Below are 25,510 nucleotides of genomic sequence, written 5' to 3' on the forward strand. Positions count from 1 at the left end.
TTTTATCCCTTATGCATGGTTTCCACCGCGTAAAAGTTTCTGTACATAGCAATTATCTGTCGCCTATTGTATTTCCAGACAAAACCATTATTTTAATGCGGACTTCATTCGTCATACAAATCTAAATATCTGCTTTATCTCTCCCCTTTGGCGAGAAAGGATATTTTATGTTCATATTCGGGAGTTAGGGTATGAGAATTTTCAGCAATAATCCTTGCATTGTCGTGTTAACCGAAAAAGACGTTTGGCTACGAGTAAACGGTAAAGAGGCTATCAATTTAAAAGCGAATCATATGGCACTCATCGCCTGTGAAAACAATATCATCGACATCTCATCGATTAATAACGCACTGGTCGCACATATTAGCCGAGATATAATTAAAGATTATCTTCGCTTTTTAAATAAAGATCTTTCAAATATTCCACTCTGGCAACGGAGTTCCTCACCGGTATTAACCGCTGAATGTGTGACCCCCGATGTCTTCCGGGTGGCAGCACAACACAGCATTGCGCATACCGACAGCCCTGGCGAAGAAGAACGTACACGCTGCCTGTTGTTCGCCGTGTTATCCCGCTTTCTCGACAGTAAGAAGTTTTTGTCCCTGCTGATGTTTATGTTGCGAAACCGAGTCAGCGACAGCGTTTACCATATTATCGAGAGTGACATTCATAAAGCGTGGAATCTTAATCAGGTCGCCCGTTGTCTCTGTCTGAGTCCGAGTTTGCTAAAGAAGAAACTCAAAAGCGAAAATACCAGCTACAGTCAAATCATCACCACTTGCCGCATGCGCTACGCCGTTAATCAACTTCTGATGGATGGCAAGAATATATCCCAGGTCTCCGAACTGTGTGGTTATAACAGTACATCTTACTTTATCTCTGTGTTCAAAGAGTATTATGGCATGACCCCGCTACATTATGTCAGCCAGTTTAAAGACCGTACGGCAGCGTGATTTTTGAGCATTTTGTAATGAGCTACGATAATATCAGCATTAGCGATAACCCACGTCGCACATAATTCAACCGACACCTGAAGGCGTATTATGAGACATCATTTATTGTTCCCTTCAGGAGATTAATTATGTCCTCGGATGCTGATGCTCACAAAGTGGGCTTAATCCCCGTCACCTTAATGGTGTCGGGGAATATCATGGGTTCAGGGGTTTTCCTGCTCCCTGCGAACCTGGCCGCCACCGGCGGGATTGCAATCTACGGATGGTTAGTCACGATTATCGGCGCGCTGGCGCTGTCGATGGTCTACGCAAAAATGTCGTCCTTAGATCCCAGTCCCGGCGGTTCTTACGCGTATGCTCGTCGTTGCTTTGGGCCGTTCCTCGGTTACCAGACCAACGTGCTGTACTGGCTGGCCTGCTGGATCGGTAACATCGCGATGGTGGTTATCGGCGTCGGTTACCTGAGCTACTTCTTCCCCATTCTGAAAGATCCGCTGGTGCTGACCCTGACCTGCGTCGTGGTGCTGTGGATCTTCGTTCTGCTCAATATTGTCGGTCCGAAAATGATCACCCGCGTTCAGGCCGTCGCCACCGTGCTGGCGCTGGTCCCCATCGTCGGTATCGCGGTGTTTGGCTGGTTCTGGTTCCGTGGCGAAACCTACATGGCGGCCTGGAACGTGAGCGGCATGAACACCTTCGGCGCGATTCAGAGCACCCTTAACGTCACCCTGTGGTCATTCATCGGGGTCGAAAGTGCCTCGGTAGCGGCAGGGGTGGTCAAAAACCCGAAACGCAATGTGCCGATTGCCACCATTGGCGGGGTGCTGATCGCGGCTGTGTGCTACGTGCTCTCCACCACCGCCATCATGGGGATGATCCCTAACGCCGCGCTGCGCGTCTCCGCTTCACCGTTCGGTGATGCGGCACGTATGGCGCTGGGTAACACCGCCGGCGCGATTGTCTCCTTCTGCGCGGCAGCAGGCTGTTTAGGTTCGCTGGGCGGCTGGACGCTGCTGGCCGGACAGACTGCAAAAGCCGCCGCCGATGACGGTCTGTTCCCACCGATTTTTGCCCGTGTAAATAAGGCGGGCACACCGGTTGCCGGGCTGATTATTGTCGGGATTCTGATGACTATCTTCCAGTTCAGCAGTATGTCGCCGAACGCCGCGAAAGAGTTTGGTCTCGTCTCTTCAGTGTCCGTCATCTTTACGCTGGTGCCGTATTTGTACACCTGTGCCGCGCTGCTGCTGCTCGGTCACGGACACTTCGGCAAAGCGCGTCCGCTCTATCTGCTGGTAACCTTTGTGGCCTTTATTTACTGCATCTGGGCAGTGGTGGGGTCCGGCGCGAAAGAGGTGATGTGGTCATTCGTGACCCTGATGATCATCACCGCGCTGTACGCCCTGAACTACAACCGGATCCACAAAAACCCCTTCCCACTGGATGCGCCGGTTAACCGCAGTTAATCCCCTCTTTTACACGATGAAGCCAACCTTAAGTTCTTAAGGTTGGCTTAACTTTACTTTGCGAGGATCTGCGCTAATTAGTCTACGGAAGCTCCACCATGTTAAAGCGCATTGTCAAAAGACCTCTTCTCAGCCTGCTGGCCTGGTTACTACTGGTTTCATTCTATTTGTCTGTTTGTCTGAACATCGCGTTCTACAAACAGGTTGTGCAGGATCTGCCGCTGAATTCCCTGCGTAACATCCTGGTCTTCTTGTCGATGCCAGTGGTGGCGTTCAGCGTCATGAATATTGTCCTGACGCTGGCCTCTTTCCTGTGGCTGAACCGCCTGCTGGCCTGCCTGTTTATTCTGATGTCCGCGTCAGCGCAGTATTTCATCATGACTTACGGCATCATCATTGACCGCTCAATGATTGCCAATATGGTGGATACGACGCCTGCCGAAACGTTCGCCCTGATGACGCCGCGAATGGTGCTCACGCTCGGTCTTAGCGGCATTGTGGCGGCCATCGTTGCCTGCTGGATCAAAATCAAACCGACCACGCCTGTCCTGCGCAGCGTGCTGAATCGCGCTGCCAACGTGCTGGTATCCGTGTTATTGATCGTGCTGGTGGCGGCCTTTTTCTATAAAGATTACGCCTCACTGTTTCGCAACAATAAAGAACTGGTCAAAGCCCTCAGCCCGTCTAACGGCATTGTCGCCAGCTGGTCATGGTACTCCCATCAGCGCCTCGCACACCTGCCGCTGGTACGCATCGGGGAAGACGCCCATCGTAATCCGGTGATGCAGCAAGAGAAGCGCAAAAATCTGACTATCCTGATCGTCGGTGAAACCTCACGTGGCGAAAACTACTCGCTCGGCGGCTACTCCCGCGAAACCAATCCGCTATTGGCAAAAGATAATGTGGTTTACTTCCCGCGCACCACGTCGTGTGGTACCGCCACGGCGGTCTCTGTACCATGCATGTTCTCTAACATGCCGCGTAAGCATTACGACGAAGAGCTGGCGCAGCATCAGGAAGGGATGCTCGATATTATCCAGCGCGCGGGCGTTAACGTACTGTGGAATGACAACGATGGCGGCTGTAAAGGCGCCTGCGACCGCGTGCCACATCAGAATATGACGGCGTTAAACCTGAAAGGGGAATGCATCGACGGCGAATGCTATGACGAAGTTCTGTTCCACGGTCTGGAAGAGTACATCAACAACCTGCAAGGTGACGGGGTGATTGTACTGCATACCATCGGCAGCCACGGCCCGACCTACTACAACCGCTACCCGCCGCAGTTCAGGAAATTTACCCCAACCTGCGATACCAATGAAATCCAGACCTGTTCACAGGAACAATTAGTGAACACGTACGATAATACCGTGCTGTATGTCGACTATATTGTTGATAAAACAATTAATCTTCTGAAAGCGCATCAGGATAAATTTACCACCAGCCTGGTGTATCTTTCCGACCACGGCGAGTCGCTGGGTGAAAACGGCGTTTATCTGCACGGCCTGCCGTATGCCATTGCGCCAGACTCCCAGAAGCATGTGCCGATGCTGCTGTGGCTGTCAGAGGATTATCAGCAGCGCTATCAGGTTGATGCCAGTTGCCTGCAAAAACAGGCGCGTACTCAGGATTACTCGCAGGACAATCTTTTCTCGACCATGCTGGGACTGACCGGCGTACAGACCACGCAATATCAGGCCGCAGATGATATTCTGCAGCCCTGCAGGAGAACCACGCAATGAAAATACTGATTGTTGAAGACGATACGCTGCTTTTGCAGGGCCTGATTCTGGCGGCACAAACCGAAGGGTACGCCTGCGATGGCGTGTCGACCGCCCGTGCGGCTGAGCAATGTCTGGAAACCGGTCATTACAGTCTGGTGGTGCTGGACCTCGGCCTGCCTGACGAAGATGGCCTGCATTTCCTTGCTCGCATCCGGCAGAAAAAATATACCCTGCCGGTGCTGATCCTTACTGCGCGGGACACGCTCGGCGATAAGATTTCCGGGCTGGACGTCGGGGCCGACGATTATCTGGTGAAACCTTTTGCGCTGGAAGAGCTGCACGCCCGGATCCGCGCGCTGCTGCGTCGTCACAATAACCAGGGCGAGAGTGAACTGGTCGTCGGCAACCTGACGCTGAACATGGGCCGTCGACAGGTGTGGAAAGAGGGAGAGGAGTTAATTCTCACCCCTAAAGAGTACGCGTTGCTGTCGCGTCTGATGCTGAAATCGGGAAGCCCGGTGCACCGGGAAATTCTCTATAACGACATCTATAACTGGGATAACGAACCGTCCACCAATACCCTGGAAGTGCATATCCATAACCTGCGCGATAAAGTGGGCAAATCCCGTATTCGTACCGTGCGCGGCTTTGGCTACATGCTGGTGGCGACCGCGACTGAGGAAAGCTAATTGAATCTGAAGCGTTTTCTACGCCAGCCCATGACCCTGCGTCGGCGGCTGATGATCACCATCGGCATGATTTTGCTGGTTTTCCAGCTCATCAGCACCTTCTGGCTCTGGCATGAAAGCACTGAGCAGATCCAGCTGTTTGAACAGGCGCTGCGGGATAACCGCAATAACGATCGCCACATCATGCATGAAATCCGCGAGGCGGTCGCCAGTCTGATCGTCCCCAGCCTGTTTATGGTGGGGTTAACGCTGTTCATCTGCTATCAGGCCGTTCGCCGCATTACCCGTCCGCTCGCCAACCTGCAACACGAATTAGAAACCCGCACGGCGGATAATCTCTCCCCTATCGACATTCACAGCTCAACGGTCGAAATTGAAGCGGTCGTTTCGGCGCTCAACCAGTTGGTCAATCGACTGACCACGACCATCGAAAACGAGCGTCTGTTTACCGCCGACGTGGCGCACGAACTGCGAACACCGCTATCGGGCGTCCGTTTGCATCTGGAACTGCTGTCAAAAGCGCATCACGTGGATGTCGCGCCGCTGCTGGGTCGTCTTGATCAAATGATGGACAGCGTCTCGCAGCTTTTACAACTCGCCCGCGTGGGTCAGTCTTTTTCATCGGGAAATTATCAGCATGTCAGATTGCTGGAAGATGTGATCCTGCCGTCTTACGATGAGCTGAGCACGATGCTGGAACAGCGCGAACAGACACTCCTGCTGCCTGACAGTCAGGACGATGCGGCTGTTCAGGGCGACGCGACGCTGCTGCGGATGCTGCTGCGTAATCTGGTGGAAAATGCCCATCGCTACAGTCCGGAAGGCACCACCATCGCCATTACGCTGAACGTTGATGACGAAGCAACAATGACAATGGCGGTAGAAGATGAAGGACCGGGGATCGATGAAAGCAAGTGCGGCGAACTCAGCAAAGCCTTCGTCCGCATGGACAGCCGTTACGGTGGAATCGGCCTGGGGTTAAGCATCGTCAGCCGCATTACGCAGCTGCACCACGGGCAGTTTTTCCTGCAAAATCGCAGTGGAACCACCGGAACCCGCGCCTCGGTGCTGTTGAAGAAGGTTTAGTAGGTTGAGACCCAAATGTACAGGAAGCTACTGACAATCAGTACGCTGAATACGGTCGTGACACTTTCATAAATACGCTGTTTCATCACACTCTCCTCCAGGGTATGGAAGAGAGTGTGCCAGTCAGAGATTAAGCAAACCTTAATTTACTCGTCAATTCGCGGATGCTGCTGCACCAGGCGCGTACGCTTCGCCTGCAGGTCCGCAATCTCCTGATCGATATCCTCAATTTTCTGCTCGATATTATCGTAGTGTTCACCGAGAATTTCTTTCGCTTCCTGAATATCCGAGGCGGCGGGCGTTGCCCCTTTCAGCGGCTGATTCGCGGTCTCTTTCATGGTGATACCGGTAATGAAACCAATCACCGCAATCACCATCAGGTAGTAAGCAGGCATCATCAGATTCTGCGAGCTTTCCACCAGCCAGGCCGCCAGCGTTGGCGTCAGACCGGCAATCAGTACCGAAATATTAAATGCCGCCGCCAGCGCACTGTAACGAATATGTGTCGGGAACATGGCTGGCAATGAAGACGCCATGACCCCGGTGAAGCAGTTGAGGATCACCGCCAGCATCAGCAGACCGGCAAAAATCAGGCCGATAATATTACTGTTAATCAGAATAAAGGCCGGGATTGCCAGGGCAAACAGCGCGATGCTACCCATGATCACGAATGGACGACGACCAAAACGGTCACTCAGTAGTCCCATCACCGGCTGGACAAACAGCATCCCGATCATAATGGCGATGATAATCAGCACGCCGTGATCTTCAGAGTAATGCAGGTTATGCGACAGATAGCTCGGCATATAGGTCAACAGCATGTAGTAGGTGACGTTGGTAGCAATCACCAGGCCAATACAGGCCAACAGGCTGCGCCAGTGCTTAGTGGCGATCTCTTTAAAGGACACTTTTGGTCCGTCCTGCAAGCCTTCCCGGTCGCCCTGTTCCAGCTTATCGACGTGCTGCTGGAACGCCGGGGTCTCTTCCAGCGCATGACGCAGATAGAGTCCGATAATCCCTAACGGCAGGGCGATAAAGAACGGAATACGCCAGCCCCATTCCAGGAAGTTCTCTTCTCCGACCACCGTCGAGATCAGGACGACCACACCCGCCCCCAGCACGAACCCGGCAATGGAGCCGAAGTCCAGCCAGCTTCCCATAAAGCCGCGTTTACGGTCCGGGGAATATTCGGCCACAAAAATAGACGCGCCGGTGTACTCACCGCCGACGGAGAAGCCCTGCGCCATCTTACACAGCAGCAGCAGGATGGGTGCCCAAATGCCTATCGAGGCGTAGGACGGTATCAGACCGATACAGAAGGTACTGATCGACATAATCACGATGGTGATGGCAAGAATCTTCTGGCGACCATATTTATCGCCGAGCATACCGAAGAACAAACCACCGAGCGGACGAATCAGAAAGGGAACAGAGAAAGTAGCAAGGGCGGCAATCATCTGCACGCTGGGGTCAGCCCCCGGGAAGAACACTTTACCTAATGCGTAAGCAACAAAACCATAAACCCCAAAATCAAACCACTCCATCGCATTACCCAACGAAGCAGCGGTAATCGCCTTTCGCAATTTACCGTCATCGATAATCGTGACATCACGAAGCGTAATCGGTTTTACTTTTTTCCTTTTCAGCATAGCTGTCCTCGTAGACTAAGCCCTGTCTCGCGGCATATCGACTGCACTGGCGCACTGGGCGCAACGTCACCGTCGAGCGCGGGGTTGCTCAGACGCAACTCCTGTAACAAGCGTAGCAGGTTTACTTACACGGACTGGTTAAGGTCTGTACAACCGAACCTGTTGACGCCTGATTTGGGCGGTTAATGAGCTATCTACCCTACCAGTGTTTAAAATTGTGATCAACTTCACATATATGTTTAGGTTTCGTCAACGGAGGTAAATAAGGTGATCCTGAGTCTCTTTTTTTAAAGCACAGAGTTGTTCTTTTTTACGTTTTCGATCTCTATTTTGTTGTGCTTGCTTCATAAAAAGTCACTGCAGTTATTATTATTCTGCCAGGCAATTCCCTCTCATTTTTCACAACTTCTTTACGGTAATTTTAAATATTCAGATCGCGCGGGAATGTTTACATTGATTATGTGACAAAGATAACTAAAACAGCGTTTCGTTTTGATTGAATCAACATTCCAATGAATGCAAGATAATAGTCGTTGCAATACCACCGGGAAGCGAAAAACGCCGATACACGGTGCAATCGCTACGTAGAACATAAAGAGAATGTAGGTTTCCCTGCATACTTTCCAGATACAACCTTCTGAATTTTAATATTTTTTACCACCTTACCCGTATGTTCCACGGGCAAGAAGTGAGGACATTTATGAGAATTAAAGCCACCATTGAACGCATCCCTGGTGGGATGATGTTGATTCCATTGCTGCTGGGTGCGGTTGTAAATACCCTGGCACCGAATACCGGTGCTTATTTTGGTTCCTTTACAAAAGGCATGATTACCGGCACGGTACCAATTCTTGCTGTGTGGTTTTTCTGTATTGGTGCATCAATTGATTTACGCGCAACCGGTACGGTTCTGCGTAAATCCGGCACGCTGGTCATTACCAAAATTGCCGTGGCGTGGGTAGTGGCAATGATTGCCGCCTCGTTTATTCCGGATACCGGTATTCAGACCGGTTTCTTTGCCGGTCTTTCCGTACTGGCGATTGTTTCCGCGATGGATATGACCAACGGCGGTCTGTATGCCAGCCTGATGAACCAGTACGGTACGAAAGAAGAGTCCGGCGCATTCGTTCTGATGTCGCTGGAATCCGGTCCGCTGATGACAATGGTGATTCTGGGCGCTGCGGGTCTGGGCTCCTTTGAACCGCATCACTTTATCGGCGCAGTACTGCCGTTCCTGATTGGCTTCACGCTGGGCAACCTTGACCACGATCTGCGTGCGTTCTTCAGCAAAGCAACGCCGGTACTGATTCCGTTCTTCGGTTTTGCGCTGGGTAACACCATTAACCTGGGTGTGATTGTTGATACCGGTCTGTTGGGCATCCTGCTGGGTGTGGCGGTCATTGTCATCACCGGTATTCCACTGATTATTGCGGACCGTGTGATCGGTGGTGGTAATGGTACTGCAGGTGTCGCGGCGTCCTCTGCGGCAGGTGCCGCCGTTGCCAACCCGGTGATCATCGCGCAAATCAACCCGGCGTTTGAACCGGTTGCCGCCTCCGCGACGGCGCTGGTCGCTGCCAGCGTAGTGGTCACGGCGATTCTGGTGCCGATTATTACCGCGCTCTACGCCAAACGCTTCGCCAGGCTACCGGCTCCTGCTGGTGTGGAAGAAACGACAGCGGAATCCGCACACCACTAATCATCAGCCCTCTCCTCTCAAAACCTGAGGGGAGAGGGTGGAAATACCTCTTCAACCATCGCATCCACCAGTCGCTTTGCCGAACAGAGTCGCGGCATACCCAACGCAACCGGCTGCCAGCGCTGCGTCACAGACCAGCACACCGGATGTTTATCCGCCTCACACCAGTCTCCCAACCAGCTCAGCATGTCGCTGTACTCAACTGAACCGGCGGTCGCGGTGGTACTCAACCACTGATGATAATAGTGACGCGTCGTCGGTGCGGCATTGATACTGTGGGCCAGATAGTTTGTCGCCATCGCCCGGAGATTATCTTTCAGCATCGCCGCCACGTCAGGATTCGCCAGACGACAGGCATCGCCAAACGGTCCCCAACGCAACTCTTCGAGCGCAATAAAACACCGCCCCGGCAGCGACCATCCTTCATACGCCCCCGCCAGCCATCGGGTAAATACCTGTTCACTGTGTTCCCCGGCCTGAACCGTGAGACCACGCTGGCTCAGCGCCTTCTCCTTCCAGGCACTGCGCTGGCTAAACCACTCGCTGAGAGTGGTAAGTTGCTGAACCAGTCCTGGGACGGACGACCCACGAGAGAGATCCGTCTGTTGAAGGACCTGCAGTCGCGCAGCGATCCGCGTCAGCGCCAGATGCCCCGGATCGAGCATACCCGCCAGCTTTTCCACCAGCTTCAGGCGCATCATCAGATGCTCGCTGAACATCCCGGCCATCGCCCACGCCCGCAACTGCGTCTGGGACAGAATCTCCTGCGTCAGGCGCTCGCGAAACTGCTGCTGTTGCAATGTGCCGTCAGCCCGTTTCGGTTCTTCTCCCTGAACCAGATCGACCATAAACTTCGGGTGGATACACTCCAGCGTCCGTCCGGGGCCTTCCAGTAACGCGTTTGTCATGTGTGTTCGGCCACAAAAAGGGTTTGAATGTCGTCACGGAGCAGGCGAGAGTCTTCATAAATCCAGGCGGTGGTGGCAATACTGTGCTGCAACTGCTGACTCAGACTCTGAACAGCTGATTCATTCTGCTGACGAACCAGCAAACTCTCGCGCAGGCTCTCCTGTAATCCCGCCAGGCACAATGAGAAATCGGCAAAAAACGTTGCCATACCTGCCGTAACTGAAACATCGACCTGCGCGGCTAAAGCTTTACGAATTTGTTGGCAGAAGTGGCTGACGTACTCCGCCAGACTCTGATGCAGCGCATTAATATCAATCAGATAGCGTGTCTTCGCTTCGACATAATCATTCCAGCCCCAGTTCGGCTGATTCAGCCAACGAGAGAAGGTTTCACGCACCCCGCTCACGCGAGGTTCGTCACTTTCGACGCGGTCCTGCTGGGCAATCGCCTCGCTGAATAACTGGCGCGTCGTGAAGTTAAACATGGAGGCGTGAAAGGCCGGAAAGCTGATTCGGGGGCGAAATCCCGCATGACTCAACTCCTCTTTCACCCGCATTTCGATAGGGCGCATCGCCTCATTCAGTGACCGGCTGAGCGTGGCTTCCAGTTGTTCAAAACGCATCGCCAGGTCGCGGCTGATGTTTTCCTGCGCCGCCAGCAGGACGCCCTCACAGGTGGAACGTAGTTTACTGAGGATCACCTGCGCCTGCGCTTCGTCATGCAGCACCAACACCTCTCCGTCAAGCTCCGCCTGCGGCAGCGGCGACCAGCTATCGCCACACGACAATTTCAGGATCTGTTCACGGCTGAAAAAGGTCCCGATGTTGCGCAAGATCGTGGCCTGCTGCTGGTTGAGAAAGTCGTTGGCCGACGTCAGCGCCAGCCCGACCTCATGGCGGATCTCGTCGCTGACGCTGTCCTGGCTCACTTTCAGTTGCTGCATGTCCGCTTCCAGACGCATGATATTTTGCTGCAGCGTGTCAAAGGCCACCGTCAGACAGTGATAGCGGAAATCCAGATATTCGCGGGCGCTGTGGGCGTAATTCAGCAATTTATGCGAGGCGGAACGCAGCGCATACAGCGACGCATTGGCATAGGCGGCATGAATTAAGGTCTGGATCGGCTGTTCAAACAACGAATCTTCCCACAGCAAATCCGCCGCATGACGCAGGTGTTCGATATCATCCAGATCGGCGCTTCGCCAGCGCCGACCGAGCGCGGCTTCAGCAAAGTCCTGTACCCAGCGCTGCTCTTCGTGATCCGGCAGATGACCGTGGTTTGCCAGCTCATGGCGTGCCCGATTGGCCAGATATCCCCACATCGAGGAGACCGGATAAATCTGCGCCGGGTTAATACAACCCTTCATCAGGGTACCGGAAATCAACGCCCTCACCTGTTCTTCATCATCGCTGTTGCGATCTTTCTGGTCGAATTTATTCACCAACGCATACAACGGCACCGATTTTCCCACTGCGGCAATGGCCTGACGCACCTCTTCATCGGAAATCGATTTCAACTGCGTATAGTCCATCACCGCCAGAACGGCGGAGGCGCGAGCCAGTTGCTCATTGAGCATTTTTTGCAGATGCGGCTGCCCGGCTTCATTTGGCCCGGGTGTGTCCAGTAACGTCAGTTGACCCGGATAGTTCTCCAGCCCCGCCAGGTGCACAAATTCCACCTCAATCACCGGAATATGTTCAATCGCCGCATAGGCAGAAAAGGGAAAATCGACCTCCAGCGCTTTCGACAGGCGCACCAAATCGTTAAGGCTTTTCAGGCAGTGAAAGATCGGCTGTGCACCAAGATAATGGCGCTCAAACGCTTCCCCTCTTTCGATGCGCTGCATGAGGCCGTTCATGTCTTTATCAATTTCCAGCACCTGCGTCAGATTCTGCCGATCGCAGGCGCGCATGCTCTCTTGCAGGGTCTTCATCAGCGCATCGATGGGCGCAACGTGGGAAAAATGCAGCACCGGTTCTTTCTGACCAGGCGTATGGCGAATGAGTGTCGGCAGCGCGGTCATTGGACGGTTGCGATTGGGCAGCACCTCCGTGCCGACAATGGCATTGATCGTCGTCGATTTTCCCGCTTTCATGGTGCCGACGATCGCCAGCACCATTTCCAGTCGCGAGATTTTTCGCAACTCATTGTTCAGCGTGGCCTGCTGTGCCTCGACACCCCGGGTACTGAAATGCATGGGCTGAACGTTGAGATCGTCCTCACTTTTTAATGATGAAGTGCTCTCCAGAGTGGCCGTTGGCATTTTTTTTACGGTCTTAAGATGCTCTAAAGAGAGCATCAGCAAGCGTTCCGCTTCCTGGCTCAATTCATATATTGTCTGTGTGTACATAAAAAATGTTTCCTTAACGCAAATTTTTATTGCTTTTATTTAGCCGTTTCGTTTATTAGTGAATTCTCGGCTTTAATAATTACGTATGGAAAAAAGAATTTATTAACTAATCTATTGATATCAATGAATTTATTATTTTAATTGCTATTTTTTGAATAACACTCAGTGGCATAAGAAAGTAAAAAATCGTAGTTCAGATTTATAAAAACCCAGGCCAATTTTGGTTAATTTCACCTACCAGAATTAAGGGGCAAGGTGAGGTAAACGAACCCTAAGTAAAACTCGCTCAGCCAATTAGTTAGAATATTTCTCGTCACCTTATCTCAAATAACAAACGGTAGCAATTTCCCTTAAAAATAATAGCGCTTTTTTTCTGTCTGGCAGACAGGTTAGGTCACAGTACGGTATTTACCTTAAAAACAGAGTAGTCCCGACAACGTTAAGGATTTTGTGTATAATTGCGTCCTTTTTCGGCAATCTGCCATTTTTTGGGCGCTTTTGCCCTTGCTGACTTTTGAGGAAATCGACATGTCATTACCCCACTGCCCACAATGCAACTCCGAATACACTTACGAAGATAACGGCATGTACATCTGCCCGGAATGCGCCCATGAATGGAACGATGCAGAACCAGCGCATGACAGCGACGAACTGATCGTTAAAGATGCCAACGGCAATCTGCTGGCTGACGGCGACAGCGTCACCGTCGTGAAAGATCTGAAAGTCAAAGGCAGCTCTTCAATGCTGAAAATCGGCACGAAAGTAAAAAACATTCGTCTGGTGGAAGGCGACCACAACATCGATTGCAAAATTGATGGCTTTGGTCCGATGAAGCTGAAATCAGAATTCGTGAAAAAGAACTGATGTAAATTGCCCGGTGGCGCTTCGCTTACCGGGCCTGCGATAACTACACTTAACTGGCTTCTCTTACCTGAGGTAAAGATTATGTCGTTAAGTCCCTACATCTCTTTTGCCGGAAACTGTGCCGACGCCATCGCGTACTATCAAAAGACGCTGGGTGCAGAACTCCTTTATAAAATCAGCTTCGGTGAAATGCCCAAACCGGCGCAGGACAGCGAAGACGGTTGCCCGTCCGGAATGACATTCCCCGATACCGCTATCGCTCATGCCAACGTGCGCATTGCCAATAGCGACATCATGATGAGCGATAGCATTCCCACAGGAAACGCTCACTATTCAGGTTTCACGCTGGTCCTCGACACGCAAAATGTCAACGAAGGGAAGCAATGGTTTGACAATCTCGCCGCAGAGGGTCAAATCGAAATGGACTGGCAGGAAACCTTCTGGGCGCATGGCTTTGGCAAAGTCAGCGATCGCTACGGCGTACCGTGGATGATCAACGTCGTCAAACAACCCCAGCCAACCGAGTAACCTCACGGGAGGCATGCCTCCCGTTCTGTCATCAAACTCACCTTAACTCTTCATCGGCAGGTAACGTCCCCTTAACCCAAACGTCATATTGATCCGCCACGATAGGGCCACTTTTTTTAGAGAGGCCGCATCATGGAAACGATCATTCGCGTCGAAAAACTCTCCAAAACGTTCAATCAGCATCAGGCGCTGCATGCGGTTGATCTGAACATCTGTGCCGGTGAAATGGTCGCTCTGCTGGGGCCGTCGGGTTCCGGCAAATCCACCCTTTTACGTCATCTGAGCGGTTTGATTACCGGCGATAAATCAGCAGGTAGCCGCGTCGAACTCCTCGGCCGCACCGTTCAACACGAAGGTCGACTGGCGCGCGATATCCGCAAAAGCCGCGCGCATACCGGTTACATCTTCCAACAATTCAATCTGGTGAATCGCCTGACGGTGCTGGAGAACGTGCTGATTGGCGCGCTCGGCAGCACGCCGTTCTGGCGCACCTGTTTTAGCTGGTTTAGCGCAGCGCAGAAACAGCGCGCGCTCCAGGCACTGACCCGCGTCGGGATGGCGCACTTTGCGTACCAGCGCGTCTCTACGCTCTCCGGTGGTCAGCAGCAGCGCGTGGCCATTGCCCGGGCGCTGATGCAGCAGGCCAAAGTGATCCTCGCCGACGAGCCGATTGCCTCACTGGACCCGGAATCCGCGCGCATCGTGATGGACACCCTGCGCGACATCAACCAGACCGACGGTATTACCGTCGTCGTCACGCTGCATCAGGTGGATTACGCCCTGCGCTACTGCGAACGGATTGTCGCGTTGCGTCAGGGACACGTTTTCTACGACGGCAGCAGCCAGCTCTTTGATAACGAAAGATTTGACCATCTCTACCGCAGCATGAACCGCGTCGAACAGAACGCGCAGGCTGCTTAATTCAAAAAGACCAGGCGTTATTGGCGCAGACAGACTGGAGGCGGCCAGCGCGGAAAAACGGAGCGTACACATAGTACGTGAGGATGTTGAGCACTGCCCGAACTCAGGCTGGCAAGTGAAATAGCCTGGAACAACGTGAGGATAAAACATGAATTACAAGGCCGTTGCCGCGCTGGCGTTTACCAGCATGTTCAGCGTCAGTACTCTGCTCAGTCCCGCCTTTGCCGAAGAGCAGGAAAAAGCGCTGAACTTTGGCATTATTTCGACCGAATCACAGCAAAACCTGAAACCTCAATGGGATCCGTTCCTGAAGGATATGGAGAAGAAACTGGGCGTGAAAGTGAACGCTTTCTTCGCGCCGGACTACGCCGGGATCATCCAGGGTATGCGCTTTAATAAAGTCGACATCGCCTGGTACGGTAACCTGTCAGCAATGGAAGCCGTGGATCGCGCCAACGGCCAGGTCTTTGCCCAGACCGTCGCCGCCGATGGATCGCCGGGTTACTGGAGCGTGCTGATCGTCAACAAGGACAGCCCGATCAACAACCTCGACGATCTGATCGCCAAACGCAAAGATCTCACCTTTGGTAATGGCGATCCTAACTCTACCTCCGGCTATCTCGTCCCTGGCTATTACGTCTTCGCGAAAAACAATATCGCCGCCAGCGACTTCAAACGCACCGTCAACGCCGGTCATGAAACTAACGCCCTTGCGGTCGCCAACAAGCAGGTGGATGTCGCCACCAACAACACCGAGAACCTCGATAAGCTGAAAACGTCCGCGCCGGACAAGCTGAAAGCGCTGAAGGTTATCTGGAAGTCGCCGCTGATCCCAGGCGATCCGATTGTCTGGCGTAAGAACCTCTCTGAAGCCACCAAGGACAAGGTGTACGACTTCTTCATGAACTACGGCAAAACGCCGGAAGAAAAAACCGTACTGGAACGCCTGGGTTGGGCGCCGTTCCGCGCCTCCAGCGACCTGCAACTGGTGCCGATTCGCCAGCTCGCCCTGTTTAAAGAGATGCAGGGCGTGAAGGACAACAAAGGACTGAACGCTGAAGAGAAGACCAGCAAATCTTCTGCGATTAAAGCGCAACTGGACGATCTTGACCGTCTGACTGCGGCGCTGAGCGCCATGACCAGCGTCACCAAAGCGGTGCAGTAAACCTGACGCCCGCTGGCGCTTCGCTTACCGGGCCTACAAACGTAGGCCGGATAAGGCGGAGCCGCCTTCCGCCAATAACGTACGCACGGAGCTAAACATGCAAACCATCACCGTTGCCCCGCCAAAGCGCAGTTGGTTCTCGCTCGTCAGTTGGGCCATTCTGCTCGCCGTGCTGGTCGTGTCGTGGAAAGGCGCCGAAATGGCCCCGCTCACGCTGATTCAGGATTCTGGCAACATGGCGACGTTTGCCGCCGACTTCTTTCCGCCGGACTTTAGCCAGTGGCAGGACTACCTCGGCGAAATGGCGGTGACCCTGCAAATCGCCGTCTGGGGAACCGCGCTGGCCGTGATCCTCTCCATTCCTTTCGGCCTGATGTGCGCCGACAACCTCGTGCCCTGGTGGATCTACCAGCCGATGCGCCGTCTGATGGATGCCTGCCGCGCCATTAACGAAATGGTGTTTGCGATGCTATTTGTGGTCGCTGTCGGCCTCGGTCCGTTTGCGGGCGTCATGGCGCTGTTTATCCATACCACCGGCGTGCTCTCCAAGCTGCTGTCCGAAGCGGTGGAAGCCATTGAACCCGGTCCGGTTGAAGGCATTCGCGCCACTGGCGCTAACAAAATTGAAGAAATTCTTTACGGTGTACTGCCCCAGGTGATGCCGCTGCTGATCTCCTATTCGCTGTACCGCTTTGAATCCAACGTCCGCTCAGCAACCGTCGTCGGGATGGTGGGCGCAGGCGGCATTGGCGTCACGTTGTGGGAGGCAATTCGCGGTTTCCAGTTCCAGCAAACCTGCGCCCTGATGGTGTTAATCATTGTGACCGTCAGCCTGCTGGATTTTCTCTCCCAGCGTTTACGTAAGCACTTTATCTGATTAGCGAGGCATTGATTGCTATGCACTTGTCTACACATCCGACCAGTTATCCAACGCGTTATCAGGAGATTGCCGCGAGACTTGAGCAGGAGCTACGTCAACATTACCGCTGCGGCGACTATCTGCCCGCCGAGCATCAGCTTGCCGCGCGTTATGAGGTTAATCGCCACACCCTGCGCCGCGCCATCGACCAGTTGGTGGAACGCGGCTGGGTCCAGCGTCGTCAGGGCGTCGGCGTACTGGTGCTGATGCGCCCGTTCGATTATCCGCTTAACGCCCAGGCACGCTTCAGTCAGAACCTGTTGGATCAGGGAAGTCATCCCACCAGCGAAAAACGGCTGGCGGTACTGCGCCCGGCCTCCCGTCACGTTGCCGATGCGCTCAGCGTGCAGGAAGGCGATAACGTCATCCACTTGCGCACCCTGCGGCGGGTGAACGGCATCGCCCTGTGTCTGATTGACCATTACTTTTCCGACCAGGCCCTCTGGCCGCTGCTGCAAGGTTTTAACCACGGCTCGCTGCACGACTATTTGCGCGAACAGTCCGGCCTGACGCTCAAGCGCACCCAGACGCGCATCAGCGCCCGGCGTGCGCAGGCGAAAGAGAGCAAGGTGCTGGAAATCCCCAACATGGCGCCGCTGCTCTGCGTGCGCACCCTGAACCACCGTGAAGGCGAGGAACGTGCGATGGAGTATTCCGTCAGCCTGACCCGCGCCGACATGATCGAATTCACTATGGAGCACTGAATGCATTTCGATACCGCCACCCGCCAGCGCTGGATGCGCGCGCTGGCTTACAGCAAGGCCGATGCCCTGAATGCGCGACTCCAGGCGTTAACGCTGGCACCGGAATATGAACTGATTCGCCCCCCGGAATGCGGACTGATGCAAATTCAGGCGCGCATGGGCGGCACCGGCAACCGTTTCTTTGCCGGAGACACCACGCTGACCCGCGCGGTGGTTCGCCTGAAAAGCGGCACGCTGGGTTACAGCTACCTGCTGGGACGCAACAAACGCCACGCCGAGCAGTGCGCCGTTATCGACGCTTTACTGCAGGAACAGACACATTTCCAGAACCTGATGGAAACCTTAATTCGCCCGCTGGAAGCAGAACGCGATGCGGAAATCACCGCCCGTCGCGCCGAGGTCAACGCCAGCCGGGTCGACTTCTTTACGCTGGTGCGCGGAGATAACGAATGACCCTACAGACCGCCTTTACCTTGCCCGTCCAGGACGCCCAACAAAGCTTTCGCCGTCTGCTGAAAGCGATGAGCGAACCGGGGGTGATTGTTGCCTTACATCAATTGAAACACGGCTGGCAGCCGTTGAATCTGGCGACCACCAGCGTCCTGCTGACGTTAGTCGACGGCGATACGCCGGTGTGGCTGTCGCCTGCGATGAATAACGACATCGCCAGCCAGAACCTGCGTTTTCACACCAACGCGCCGATGGTCGAACACCCCCAACTGGCGGCCTATGCCGTAGCCGACGAGCGCATCAGCAGCGAACAGCTTAATGCGCTTTCTGCCGGTTCTGCGGTCGCGCCAGAAAACAGCGCCACGCTCATCGTGCAGGTTTCCAGCCTGAGCGGTGGGCGGATGTTACGCCTGACCGGGGCTGGTATCGCCGAAGAGCGAATGATCGCACCGCAGTTACCAGACTGCCTGATCCACGAACTCACCGAACGCCCGCATCCGTTCCCGCTGGGCGTTGACCTCATCCTTACCTGCGGCGAACGGCTGCTGGCTATCCCGAGAACCACCCATGTGGAGGTGTGCTGATGTACGTAGCCGTCAAAGGGGGCGAGAAGGCGATAGCCAACGCCCATGCGTTACAGGAGCAGCGACGCCGGGGCGACGATACCGTTGCCGAACTGAGCGTGGCGCAGATCGAACAGCAGATGAATCTGGCTGTTGATCGCGTCATGACCGAAGGCGGTATTGCCGATCGCGAACTGGCGGCGCTGGCGCTCAAGCAGGCCAGCGGCGATAACGTCGAAGCCATCTTTCTGCTGCGCGCTTACCGCACCACGCTGGCAAAGCTGGCGGTAAGCGAACCGCTGAACAGTGGGGAAATGCGCCTGGAACGCCGTATCTCGGCAGTCTACAAGGATATTCCGGGCGGACAGCTGTTAGGACCAACCTACGACTACACCCATCGTCTGCTCGATTTTACGCTGCTGGCGAATGGCGAAACGCCGCCGCTGCGGACTGCAGAAAGTACGCAGGACGCCGCCCCGCACGTCTTTTCGCTGCTGGCGAATCAAGGGCTGGCGAAGCCCGAAGAAGATAACGGCGCCACGCCGGATGACATCACCCGCACGCCGCCGGTTTACCCCTGCTCCCGTGCGTCACGCTTGCAACAGCTGATGCGCGGCGATGAGGGCTATCTGCTGGCGCTGGCCTACTCCACCCAACGCGGCTACGGGCGCAATCACCCCTTCGCAGCCGAAATCCGTAGTGGCTACGTTGCGCTGGAAACGGTACCGGAAGAGCTGGGATTTGCGGTCAACGTCGGCGAACTGCTGATGACCGAATGTGAAATGGTCAACGGCTTTGTCGCCCCGGACAACGATGCGCCTCACTTTACCCGCGGCTACGGACTGGTGTTCGGGATGAGCGAACGCAAAGCGATGGCAATGGCGCTGGTGGACAGAGCCCTACAGGCACCCGACTACGATGAAACGGTCACAGGACCGGCGCAGGACGAAGAGTTCGTGCTGGCGCACGCGGATAACGTCGAGGCGGCGGGTTTTGTTTCGCACCTCAAGCTCCCCCACTACGTCGATTTCCAGGCCGAGCTGGAACTGCTCAAACGCCTGCAACAGGAGGCCGCCCGTGACCACTAACCTCTTCGGCTACAACTTTGCTTATCTGGATGAGCAAACCAAACGCATGATCCGTCGCGCGATCCTCAAAGCGGTGGCGATCCCCGGCTATCAGGTGCCATTCGGTGGCCGCGAAATGCCGATGCCTTACGGCTGGGGAACCGGTGGGATCCAGATTACCGCCAGCGTGATTGGTGAACCGGACGTGCTGAAGGTTATCGATCAGGGCGCAGATGACACCACCAACGCGGTATCGATCCGCAACTTCTTCAAACGCGTCACCGGAGTCAATACCACCGAGCGCACGGAAGACGCCACGTTAATCCAGACCCGTCACCGGATCCCGGAAACGCCGCTGACGGAAGATCAGATCCTGATCTTCCAGGTGCCGATCCCTGAACCGCTGCGTTTTATCGAACCTCGCGAAACGGAAACCCGCACTATGCATGCGCTGGAGGAGTACGGGATCATGCAGGTGAAGCTGTATGAAGATATCGCCCGCTTTGGCCATATCGCCACCACTTACGCCTACCCGGTGAAAGTCAACGGACGCTATGTGATGGACCCGTCGCCGATCCCGAAATTCGACAACCCGAAGATGGACATGATGCCCGCCCTTCAGTTATTTGGCGCGGGACGCGAAAAACGCATCTATGCCGTACCGCCGTATACCCGCGTGGAAAGTCTCGATTTCGACGATCATCCGTTCACCGTACAGACCTGGGATGAGCCCTGCGCCATCTGCGGTTCAACGCACAGTTATCTTGATGAAGTGGTACTCGATGATACCGGCAAACGCATGTTTGTCTGCTCCGACACCGACTACTGCCGCCAACAGAGCGAGGCACTCAGCCAATGACGCAACCGCTGCTTTCGGTTAATAACCTGACTCATCTCTACGCGCCGGGTAAAGGCTTCAGCGAGGTCTCTTTTGACCTGTGGCCTGGCGAAGTGCTGGGCATTGTCGGGGAGTCCGGTTCCGGCAAAACCACCCTGCTGAAATCCCTCTCCTCGCGCCTGACGCCGCAGTCGGGCGAGATTAAGTACCAGAGCCGTTCACTGTACGCCATGAGCGAAGCCGACCGCCGCCGCCTGTTGCGCACTGAATGGGGCGTGGTACATCAGCACCCGTTGGATGGCCTGCGTCGTCAGGTCTCGGCGGGCGGTAATATCGGCGAACGCCTGATGGCGACCGGCGCACGCCACTACGGCGAGATCCGCGCCACCGCCCAGCGCTGGCTGGAGGAGGTCGAAATTCCGGCCTCTCGTATCGACGATCTACCGACCACCTTTTCCGGCGGCATGCAGCAGCGTCTGCAGATCGCCCGCAACCTCGTCACCCACCCGAAGCTGGTATTTATGGATGAGCCGACCGGCGGTCTCGACGTCTCCGTCCAGGCGAAACTGTTGGATCTGCTGCGCGGGCTGGTGGTGGAACTGGATCTGGCGGTGGTGATTGTCACCCATGATTTAGGCGTGGCGCGCCTGCTGGCAGATCGTCTGCTGGTGATGAAACAGGGTCAGGTGGTGGAAAGTGGATTAACCGACCGCGTGCTCGACGATCCACATCATCCGTATACCCAGTTGCTGGTGTCGTCCGTATTGCAGAACTGATTTTTTGTTTTGCCGGGTGGCGGCTACGCCTTATCCGGCAATCGAATGCACAAATGCTTAAAGAGGCTAAAAATGAACGCGATCCGCGTTGAAAACGTCAGTAAAACCTTTGTGCTCCACCAGCAAAACGGCGTGCGCCTGCCGGTGCTGCAAAATGCCTCGCTGGAAGTCAAAAACGGTGAATGCGTCGTTCTATATGGCCATTCCGGCAGCGGAAAATCGACGCTGCTGCGTTCGCTGTATGCCAATTATCTGCCCGATGAGGGGCATATTCACATTCGCCATCACGACGAATGGGTGGATCTGGTGCACGTTCCGGCGCGCAAAGTGCGGGAAGTCCGCCGCGCCACGATCGGTTGGGTGAGCCAGTTTCTGCGGGTGATCCCACGGATCTCCGCGCTGGATGTGGTAATGCAGCCGCTGCTGGATCTCGGCGTACCGCGCGAGGCGTGCGCCGCCAAAGCCGCAAGCCTGTTGACCCGTCTGAACGTGCCGGAACGCTTGTGGCACCTCGCCCCATCAACCTTTTCCGGCGGTGAACAACAGCGCGTGAACATCGCGCGCGGATTTATCGTCGATTATCCGATTCTGTTACTCGACGAACCGACCGCGTCGCTGGATGCCAGAAACAGTGCCGCCGTGGTGGCGCTGATTGAAGAGGCGAAAGCGCGCGGTGCGGCCATTGTCGGCATTTTTCACGATCAAACTGTGCGCGACCGCGTAGCGGATCGTTTGCACCTGATGGGAACAACACCATGATTATCAATAATGTAAAGCTGGTGCTGGAAGATGAAGTGGTGCAGGGATCGCTGGAAATGCAGGATGGCGTGATTCGCGCGTTTGCGCAAAGTCAGAGCCGTCTTCCGCAAGCGCTGGACGGAGAAGGCGGCTGGCTGCTGCCGGGGCTGATTGAGTTGCACACCGATAATCTCGACAAATTCTTTACCCCACGGCCGAAAGTGGACTGGCCCGCCCATTCCGCAATGAGCAGCCACGACGCGCTGATGGTCGCCAGCGGTATCACCACCGTGCTGGACGCGGTGGCGATTGGCGATGTCCGCGACGGCGGCGATCGTCTGGAAAACCTGGAGAAAATGATTAACGCCGTGGAGGAGACGCAAAAGCGTGGGGTGAACCGCGCCGAGCATCGCCTGCATCTGCGCTGCGAACTGCCGCACCACACCACGCTGCCGCTGTTCGAGAAGCTGGTCAGCCGCGAACCGGTTACGCTGGTTTCGCTGATGGATCACTCGCCGGGCCAGCGTCAGTTCGCCAACCGCGAGAAGTATCGTGAATATTATCAGGGTAAATATTCGCTGACCGATGAACAAATGACGCGTTACGAAGAGGAACAACTGGCCCTGGCGGCTCGCTGGTCGCAGCCCAACCGGACTGCCATCGCGCAACTGTGCCGCGAGCGCAACATTGCACTGGCAAGCCATGATGACGCCACCTCCGGGCATGTGCAGGAATCCCACCAGCTTGGCAGCGTGATCGCCGAATTTCCCACCACGTTCGAAGCCGCAGAAGCCTCGCGCCAGCACGGCATGAACGTACTGATGGGCGCACCGAACATTGTGCGCGGTGGCTCTCATTCCGGCAACGTCGCGGCGCACACGCTGGCAGAATTGGGGTTGCTGGATATCCTCTCGTCAGATTACTACCCCGCCAGCCTGCTGGATGCCGCGTTTCGCGTCGCAGACGACGCGGCTAACCGTTTCACCCTGCCGCAGGCGATCCGCCTGGTGACCGCCAACCCGGCGCGGGCGCTCAGTCTCCGCGATCGCGGCGTGATCGCCGAAGGTAAGCGCGCCGATCTGGTACTGGCGCACCGTAAAGGCGATCACATCCACATCGACCACGTCTGGCGCCAGGGAAAGAGGGTGTTCTGAGTATGGGAAAACTGATCTGGCTGATGGGGCCGTCCGGCTCCGGGAAGGACAGTCTGCTGACCGCACTCCGTCAGCAAGAACATGCGCATCTGCTGGTGGCGCACCGTTATATTACTCGCGCGGCGAATGCCGGGAACGAAAATCATGTCGCCCTGAGCGAGCAAGAGTTTTTCACCCGCGCCGGGCATAACCTGCTGGCGCTAAGCTGGCATGCTAACGGCTTTTATTATGGCGTCGGCGTGGAGATCGATCTCTGGCTTAACGGCGGCTTCGACGTGGTGGTCAACGGCTCACGCGCGCATCTACCCCAGGCGCAGGCGCGCTACGGCACGGCGCTGCTGCCGGTCTGCTTGCAGGTCTCCCCTACGATTTTGCGCCAGCGCTTACAGGCGCGCGGGAGGGAAAGCGAACCCGAGATTGCCGCGCGTCTCGAACGCGCCGCCCGCTACGCCCCGTTTGGCTGCCATACGCTCAATAACGACGGCAGTTTGCACCAGTCCGTCGATTCGCTGTTAACGTTAATGGGGCGCAAGGAGCCACGCCATGTCTGCCTGTGAACTTCGTCGCGCCACCGGACAAGACGCCGGGGCCGTGTACGCGCTCATCTGCGAACTGAAGCAAGCCCAGTTTGATTACCCGACCTTTTGCGCCGGATTCACCGCCAATTTGCAGGATGACCGACTGCGTTATCAGCTGGCGCTGCTTGAGGGCCAGGCGGTTGGACTCATTGGCCTGCATCTGCAGTATCATTTACACCACGCCAACTGGATTGGCGAGATTCAGGAACTGGTGGTGATGCCGCAGGCACGGGGTCTGAAAATCGGTAGCCAGTTACTGGCATGGGCAGAACAGGAAGCCCGCGAGGCAGGCGCAGAGATGACAGAGCTGTCCACCAGCGTGAAGCGTCATGACGCCCACCGTTTTTATCGGCGCGAAGGCTACGAACAAAGTCATTTTCGCTTCACAAAAGCATTGTGAGGTACGTAGGCCGGATAAGCCGCTCGCGTCGCCATCCGGCACGATACGACAAGGGGAATCACGATGAGTCTGAGCATCACGCTAAGCGGCACCGGCGGTGCGCAAGGGGTACCCGCGTTTGGCTGCGACTGTGCAGCCTGTCGCCGCGCACGCCTGCAGGAACCGTATCGCCGACGCCCGTGTAGCGGCGTGGTCAAATTCAACGATACGGTGACGCTGCTGGATGCGGGCATACCGCACCTGATGGACGACTGGCCGGCGGGCAGCTTTCGACAGTTTTTACTCACCCATTATCATATGGATCACGTACAGGGATTGTTTCCGCTACGCTGGGGCGTCGGTGCGTCCATCCCGGTGTACGGCCCGCCGGACGAACAGGGGTGCGACGATCTGTTTAAGCATCCCGGCATTCTCGACTTTAGCCACACCGTCGAGCCGTTTGTGGTGTTTGAGTTACAAGGATTGCAGGTCACACCGCTACCGCTGAATCACTCAAAGCTGACGTTGGGTTATCTTCTGGAGACAGCGCACAGCCGCGTGGCATGGCTGTCTGACACCGCCGGACTGCCCGATAAAACGCTCACCTTTCTGCTCAACAATCAGCCACAAGTTATCGTCATCGACTGTAGCCATCCGCCACGTCCCCAACCGCCGTGCAATCACTGTGATTTAAATACGGTCATTGCGCTTAATGAAGTGATTCGCTGCCCGCAGGTGATCCTCACGCATATCAGCCACGCGTTCGATGTCTGGCTGATGGATAACCCGCTCCCGGACGGATTTGAAGCAGGCTATGACGGGATGCAGATTATGGTCGATTAACGCCCGTAATCCTCTTCCATTCGGCTTTCTTCATCTTCCAGTTGGCGGCGTTCACGATCGAGCTGGCGCTGACGTTCATCAAGCTGCCGTCTGCGATCCTCAAACTGACGCCGGCGATCATCATATTGTCTGCGGCGATCGTCGCTCATTTCGTTCTGCCACCTGTCGTCGCGCGAATCCTCGTAATCCCGCCCGCTATCGCTGTCAGGCTTATAAGCATCGTTGATTGCCTGCTGAATGTTGCCGATAGCATCATCAATGATATCGGCCTGTGCCGGCACGGTAGCCAGCGACAGCAGGCTGAATAAAAAGAGTGTCAGGGTGCGTTTCATAGAACCAGCCTCAAAAGGGGACGGTTTCTACGTTAGTTATCGCCCTGTGCGACGAGTAGCGGAGGAATCTCAATTTCGTATCGGGTTCCGCTACAGCCTCCGTCGGCACAACGCCAAATCGTCACGTCAAATATGACGACAGCCTGTTTTTCGTCAGGGTTTTGTC

General features: G+C 55.2%; 27 protein-coding genes. 22 read left to right on the plus strand and 5 right to left on the minus strand.

The window, feature by feature from the left end; all coding sequences use genetic code 11:
• Positions 1–191 precede the first annotated feature (191 nt).
• From HVZ37_RS20220 to pmrB, 5 genes are all read left to right on the plus strand, one after another.
• A complete protein-coding gene (locus tag HVZ37_RS20220) occupies positions 192–953 on the plus strand; it encodes an AraC family transcriptional regulator (protein WP_042999096.1) in 762 nt (253 codons plus the stop codon).
• A gap of 128 nt (positions 954–1,081) precedes the next feature.
• Positions 1,082–2,419 (plus strand): arginine/agmatine antiporter, encoded by a 1,338-nt coding sequence (adiC, locus tag HVZ37_RS20225; protein WP_042999095.1) that lies wholly within the window; start codon positions 1,082–1,084, stop codon positions 2,417–2,419.
• Positions 2,420–2,517: 98 nt separating this feature from the next.
• Positions 2,518–4,161: a phosphoethanolamine transferase EptA gene (eptA, locus tag HVZ37_RS20230; protein ID WP_181627924.1), complete on the plus strand. Its 1,644-nt coding sequence runs from the start codon at positions 2,518–2,520 to the stop codon at positions 4,159–4,161.
• Positions 4,158–4,832 carry a two-component system response regulator BasR gene (basR, locus tag HVZ37_RS20235; RefSeq protein WP_042999093.1) on the plus strand — a complete coding sequence of 225 codons (675 nt, stop codon included), beginning with the start codon at positions 4,158–4,160 and terminating at the stop codon, positions 4,830–4,832. Before eptA ends, basR begins: the two co-directional genes overlap by 4 nt.
• Positions 4,833–5,918, plus strand: coding sequence for a two-component system sensor histidine kinase PmrB (gene pmrB / locus HVZ37_RS20240; protein WP_042999092.1), 1,086 nt, complete (start codon positions 4,833–4,835; stop codon positions 5,916–5,918).
• Here the strand turns inward: pmrB and pmrR are convergent.
• Positions 5,915–6,004, minus strand: a complete 90-nt coding sequence (pmrR, locus tag HVZ37_RS20245; RefSeq protein WP_042999091.1) for an LpxT activity modulator PmrR — start codon at positions 6,002–6,004, stop codon at positions 5,915–5,917. The two genes, pmrB and pmrR, sit on opposite strands and share 4 nt — an antisense overlap.
• 60 nt (positions 6,005–6,064) lie before the next feature.
• A complete protein-coding gene (proP, locus tag HVZ37_RS20250; protein ID WP_042321219.1) occupies positions 6,065–7,567 on the minus strand; it encodes a glycine betaine/L-proline transporter ProP in 1,503 nt (500 codons plus the stop codon).
• Positions 7,568–8,267: 700 nt separating this feature from the next.
• Between proP and kdgT the strand changes: the two genes are divergently transcribed.
• On the plus strand, positions 8,268–9,266 hold the full coding sequence (kdgT, locus tag HVZ37_RS20255) for a 2-keto-3-deoxygluconate transporter (RefSeq protein WP_042999090.1): 999 nt from the start codon (positions 8,268–8,270) through the stop codon (positions 9,264–9,266).
• 17 nt (positions 9,267–9,283) lie between these two features.
• Here the strand turns inward: kdgT and HVZ37_RS20260 are convergent, their stop codons facing one another.
• The gene (locus HVZ37_RS20260) at positions 9,284–10,174 is read right to left on the minus strand and encodes a diguanylate cyclase regulator RdcB family protein (protein ID WP_181627925.1); all 891 of its coding nucleotides are present in this window, start codon (positions 10,172–10,174) and stop codon (positions 9,284–9,286) included.
• Complete coding sequence (gene crfC / locus HVZ37_RS20265) at positions 10,171–12,525, minus strand: clamp-binding protein CrfC (RefSeq protein ID WP_042999088.1); 2,355 nt, start codon at positions 12,523–12,525, stop codon at positions 10,171–10,173. The genes HVZ37_RS20260 and crfC overlap by 4 nt, the downstream gene beginning before the upstream one ends.
• Positions 12,526–13,053: 528 nt before the next feature.
• On the opposite strand from crfC, the gene HVZ37_RS20270 reads away from it, so the two are divergent.
• The 16 genes from HVZ37_RS20270 to phnP all read left to right on the plus strand — a co-directional run bounded on the left by HVZ37_RS20270 (position 13,054) and on the right by phnP (position 25,012).
• On the plus strand, positions 13,054–13,389 hold the full coding sequence (locus tag HVZ37_RS20270; protein ID WP_042999087.1) for a zinc ribbon domain-containing protein YjdM: 336 nt from the start codon (positions 13,054–13,056) through the stop codon (positions 13,387–13,389).
• Positions 13,390–13,470: 81 nt separating this feature from the next.
• Entirely contained in the window at positions 13,471–13,917 is a 447-nt protein-coding gene (yjdN, locus tag HVZ37_RS20275; protein WP_044257322.1) for a VOC family metalloprotein YjdN, read from the plus strand.
• A gap of 132 nt (positions 13,918–14,049) precedes the next feature.
• Positions 14,050–14,838 (plus strand): phosphonate ABC transporter ATP-binding protein, encoded by a 789-nt coding sequence (gene phnC / locus HVZ37_RS20280; protein WP_044264080.1) that lies wholly within the window; start codon positions 14,050–14,052, stop codon positions 14,836–14,838.
• Positions 14,839–14,986: 148 nt separating this feature from the next.
• Positions 14,987–16,003 carry a phosphonate ABC transporter substrate-binding protein gene (phnD, locus tag HVZ37_RS20285; protein ID WP_042999084.1) on the plus strand — a complete coding sequence of 339 codons (1,017 nt, stop codon included), beginning with the start codon at positions 14,987–14,989 and terminating at the stop codon, positions 16,001–16,003.
• A gap of 97 nt (positions 16,004–16,100) precedes the next feature.
• Positions 16,101–16,880, plus strand: a complete 780-nt coding sequence (phnE, locus tag HVZ37_RS20290; protein ID WP_044328535.1) for a phosphonate ABC transporter, permease protein PhnE — start codon at positions 16,101–16,103, stop codon at positions 16,878–16,880.
• Between the two features lie 20 nt (positions 16,881–16,900).
• The gene (phnF, locus tag HVZ37_RS20295; RefSeq protein WP_156595837.1) at positions 16,901–17,626 is read left to right on the plus strand and encodes a phosphonate metabolism transcriptional regulator PhnF; all 726 of its coding nucleotides are present in this window, start codon (positions 16,901–16,903) and stop codon (positions 17,624–17,626) included.
• Positions 17,627–18,079, plus strand: a complete 453-nt coding sequence (gene phnG / locus HVZ37_RS20300) for a phosphonate C-P lyase system protein PhnG (protein WP_099433561.1) — start codon at positions 17,627–17,629, stop codon at positions 18,077–18,079.
• Positions 18,076–18,660: a phosphonate C-P lyase system protein PhnH gene (phnH, locus tag HVZ37_RS20305; RefSeq protein ID WP_181627926.1), complete on the plus strand. Its 585-nt coding sequence runs from the start codon at positions 18,076–18,078 to the stop codon at positions 18,658–18,660. Before phnG ends, phnH begins: the two co-directional genes overlap by 4 nt.
• Positions 18,660–19,727, plus strand: a complete 1,068-nt coding sequence (locus HVZ37_RS20310) for a carbon-phosphorus lyase complex subunit PhnI (RefSeq protein ID WP_054176711.1) — start codon at positions 18,660–18,662, stop codon at positions 19,725–19,727. Before phnH ends, HVZ37_RS20310 begins: the two co-directional genes overlap by 1 nt.
• A 46-nt stretch (positions 19,728–19,773) precedes the next feature.
• Entirely contained in the window at positions 19,774–20,565 is a 792-nt protein-coding gene (gene phnJ, locus HVZ37_RS20315) for an alpha-D-ribose 1-methylphosphonate 5-phosphate C-P-lyase PhnJ (protein ID WP_230324168.1), read from the plus strand.
• Complete coding sequence (gene phnK / locus HVZ37_RS20320; protein WP_099433564.1) at positions 20,562–21,320, plus strand: phosphonate C-P lyase system protein PhnK; 759 nt, start codon at positions 20,562–20,564, stop codon at positions 21,318–21,320. The genes phnJ and phnK overlap by 4 nt, the downstream gene beginning before the upstream one ends.
• Positions 21,321–21,392: 72 nt before the next feature.
• The gene (gene phnL, locus HVZ37_RS20325; RefSeq protein WP_099433565.1) at positions 21,393–22,079 is read left to right on the plus strand and encodes a phosphonate C-P lyase system protein PhnL; all 687 of its coding nucleotides are present in this window, start codon (positions 21,393–21,395) and stop codon (positions 22,077–22,079) included.
• Entirely contained in the window at positions 22,076–23,212 is a 1,137-nt protein-coding gene (gene phnM / locus HVZ37_RS20330; protein ID WP_044328957.1) for an alpha-D-ribose 1-methylphosphonate 5-triphosphate diphosphatase, read from the plus strand. Before phnL ends, phnM begins: the two co-directional genes overlap by 4 nt.
• A 2-nt stretch (positions 23,213–23,214) precedes the next feature.
• On the plus strand, positions 23,215–23,769 hold the full coding sequence (phnN, locus tag HVZ37_RS20335; protein WP_130097436.1) for a ribose 1,5-bisphosphokinase: 555 nt from the start codon (positions 23,215–23,217) through the stop codon (positions 23,767–23,769).
• The gene (gene phnO, locus HVZ37_RS20340) at positions 23,756–24,190 is read left to right on the plus strand and encodes an aminoalkylphosphonate N-acetyltransferase (RefSeq protein WP_044257341.1); all 435 of its coding nucleotides are present in this window, start codon (positions 23,756–23,758) and stop codon (positions 24,188–24,190) included. Before phnN ends, phnO begins: the two co-directional genes overlap by 14 nt.
• A 63-nt stretch (positions 24,191–24,253) precedes the next feature.
• On the plus strand, positions 24,254–25,012 hold the full coding sequence (phnP, locus tag HVZ37_RS20345; RefSeq protein WP_046401387.1) for a phosphonate metabolism protein PhnP: 759 nt from the start codon (positions 24,254–24,256) through the stop codon (positions 25,010–25,012).
• Here phnP and yjdP read toward each other — a convergent pair.
• Entirely contained in the window at positions 25,009–25,344 is a 336-nt protein-coding gene (gene yjdP / locus HVZ37_RS20350; protein WP_042999071.1) for a DDRRRQL repeat protein YjdP, read from the minus strand. The two genes, phnP and yjdP, sit on opposite strands and share 4 nt — an antisense overlap.
• Positions 25,345–25,510: the final 166 nt, after the last annotated feature.

It is taken from the genome of Citrobacter sp. RHB35-C17, from assembly GCF_013816795.1.
In the GTDB taxonomy this organism is placed as follows: Bacteria; Pseudomonadota; Gammaproteobacteria; order Enterobacterales; family Enterobacteriaceae; genus Citrobacter_A; species Citrobacter_A amalonaticus.

Coding starts and splice junctions, on each gene's coding strand:
- kdgT (WP_042999090.1), top strand. CDS start 8,268: ATGAGAATTAAAGCCACCATTGAACGCATCCCTGGTGGGATGATGTTG.
- phnO (WP_044257341.1), top strand. CDS start 23,756: ATGTCTGCCTGTGAACTTCGTCGCGCCACCGGACAAGACGCCGGGGCC.
- basR (WP_042999093.1), top strand. CDS start 4,158: ATGAAAATACTGATTGTTGAAGACGATACGCTGCTTTTGCAGGGCCTG.
- phnJ (WP_230324168.1), top strand. CDS start 19,774: ATGATCCGTCGCGCGATCCTCAAAGCGGTGGCGATCCCCGGCTATCAG.
- HVZ37_RS20310 (WP_054176711.1), top strand. CDS start 18,660: ATGTACGTAGCCGTCAAAGGGGGCGAGAAGGCGATAGCCAACGCCCAT.
- phnL (WP_099433565.1), top strand. CDS start 21,393: ATGAACGCGATCCGCGTTGAAAACGTCAGTAAAACCTTTGTGCTCCAC.
- crfC (WP_042999088.1), bottom strand. CDS start 12,525: ATGTACACACAGACAATATATGAATTGAGCCAGGAAGCGGAACGCTTG.
- HVZ37_RS20220 (WP_042999096.1), top strand. CDS start 192: ATGAGAATTTTCAGCAATAATCCTTGCATTGTCGTGTTAACCGAAAAA.
- phnH (WP_181627926.1), top strand. CDS start 18,076: ATGACCCTACAGACCGCCTTTACCTTGCCCGTCCAGGACGCCCAACAA.
- phnP (WP_046401387.1), top strand. CDS start 24,254: ATGAGTCTGAGCATCACGCTAAGCGGCACCGGCGGTGCGCAAGGGGTA.
- phnD (WP_042999084.1), top strand. CDS start 14,987: ATGAATTACAAGGCCGTTGCCGCGCTGGCGTTTACCAGCATGTTCAGC.
- eptA (WP_181627924.1), top strand. CDS start 2,518: ATGTTAAAGCGCATTGTCAAAAGACCTCTTCTCAGCCTGCTGGCCTGG.
- phnN (WP_130097436.1), top strand. CDS start 23,215: ATGGGAAAACTGATCTGGCTGATGGGGCCGTCCGGCTCCGGGAAGGAC.
- phnC (WP_044264080.1), top strand. CDS start 14,050: ATGGAAACGATCATTCGCGTCGAAAAACTCTCCAAAACGTTCAATCAG.
- phnM (WP_044328957.1), top strand. CDS start 22,076: ATGATTATCAATAATGTAAAGCTGGTGCTGGAAGATGAAGTGGTGCAG.
- phnK (WP_099433564.1), top strand. CDS start 20,562: ATGACGCAACCGCTGCTTTCGGTTAATAACCTGACTCATCTCTACGCG.
- yjdP (WP_042999071.1), bottom strand. CDS start 25,344: ATGAAACGCACCCTGACACTCTTTTTATTCAGCCTGCTGTCGCTGGCT.
- HVZ37_RS20260 (WP_181627925.1), bottom strand. CDS start 10,174: ATGACAAACGCGTTACTGGAAGGCCCCGGACGGACGCTGGAGTGTATC.
- adiC (WP_042999095.1), top strand. CDS start 1,082: ATGTCCTCGGATGCTGATGCTCACAAAGTGGGCTTAATCCCCGTCACC.
- yjdN (WP_044257322.1), top strand. CDS start 13,471: ATGTCGTTAAGTCCCTACATCTCTTTTGCCGGAAACTGTGCCGACGCC.
- phnF (WP_156595837.1), top strand. CDS start 16,901: ATGCACTTGTCTACACATCCGACCAGTTATCCAACGCGTTATCAGGAG.
- phnE (WP_044328535.1), top strand. CDS start 16,101: ATGCAAACCATCACCGTTGCCCCGCCAAAGCGCAGTTGGTTCTCGCTC.
- proP (WP_042321219.1), bottom strand. CDS start 7,567: ATGCTGAAAAGGAAAAAAGTAAAACCGATTACGCTTCGTGATGTCACG.
- HVZ37_RS20270 (WP_042999087.1), top strand. CDS start 13,054: ATGTCATTACCCCACTGCCCACAATGCAACTCCGAATACACTTACGAA.
- phnG (WP_099433561.1), top strand. CDS start 17,627: ATGCATTTCGATACCGCCACCCGCCAGCGCTGGATGCGCGCGCTGGCT.
- pmrR (WP_042999091.1), bottom strand. CDS start 6,004: ATGAAACAGCGTATTTATGAAAGTGTCACGACCGTATTCAGCGTACTG.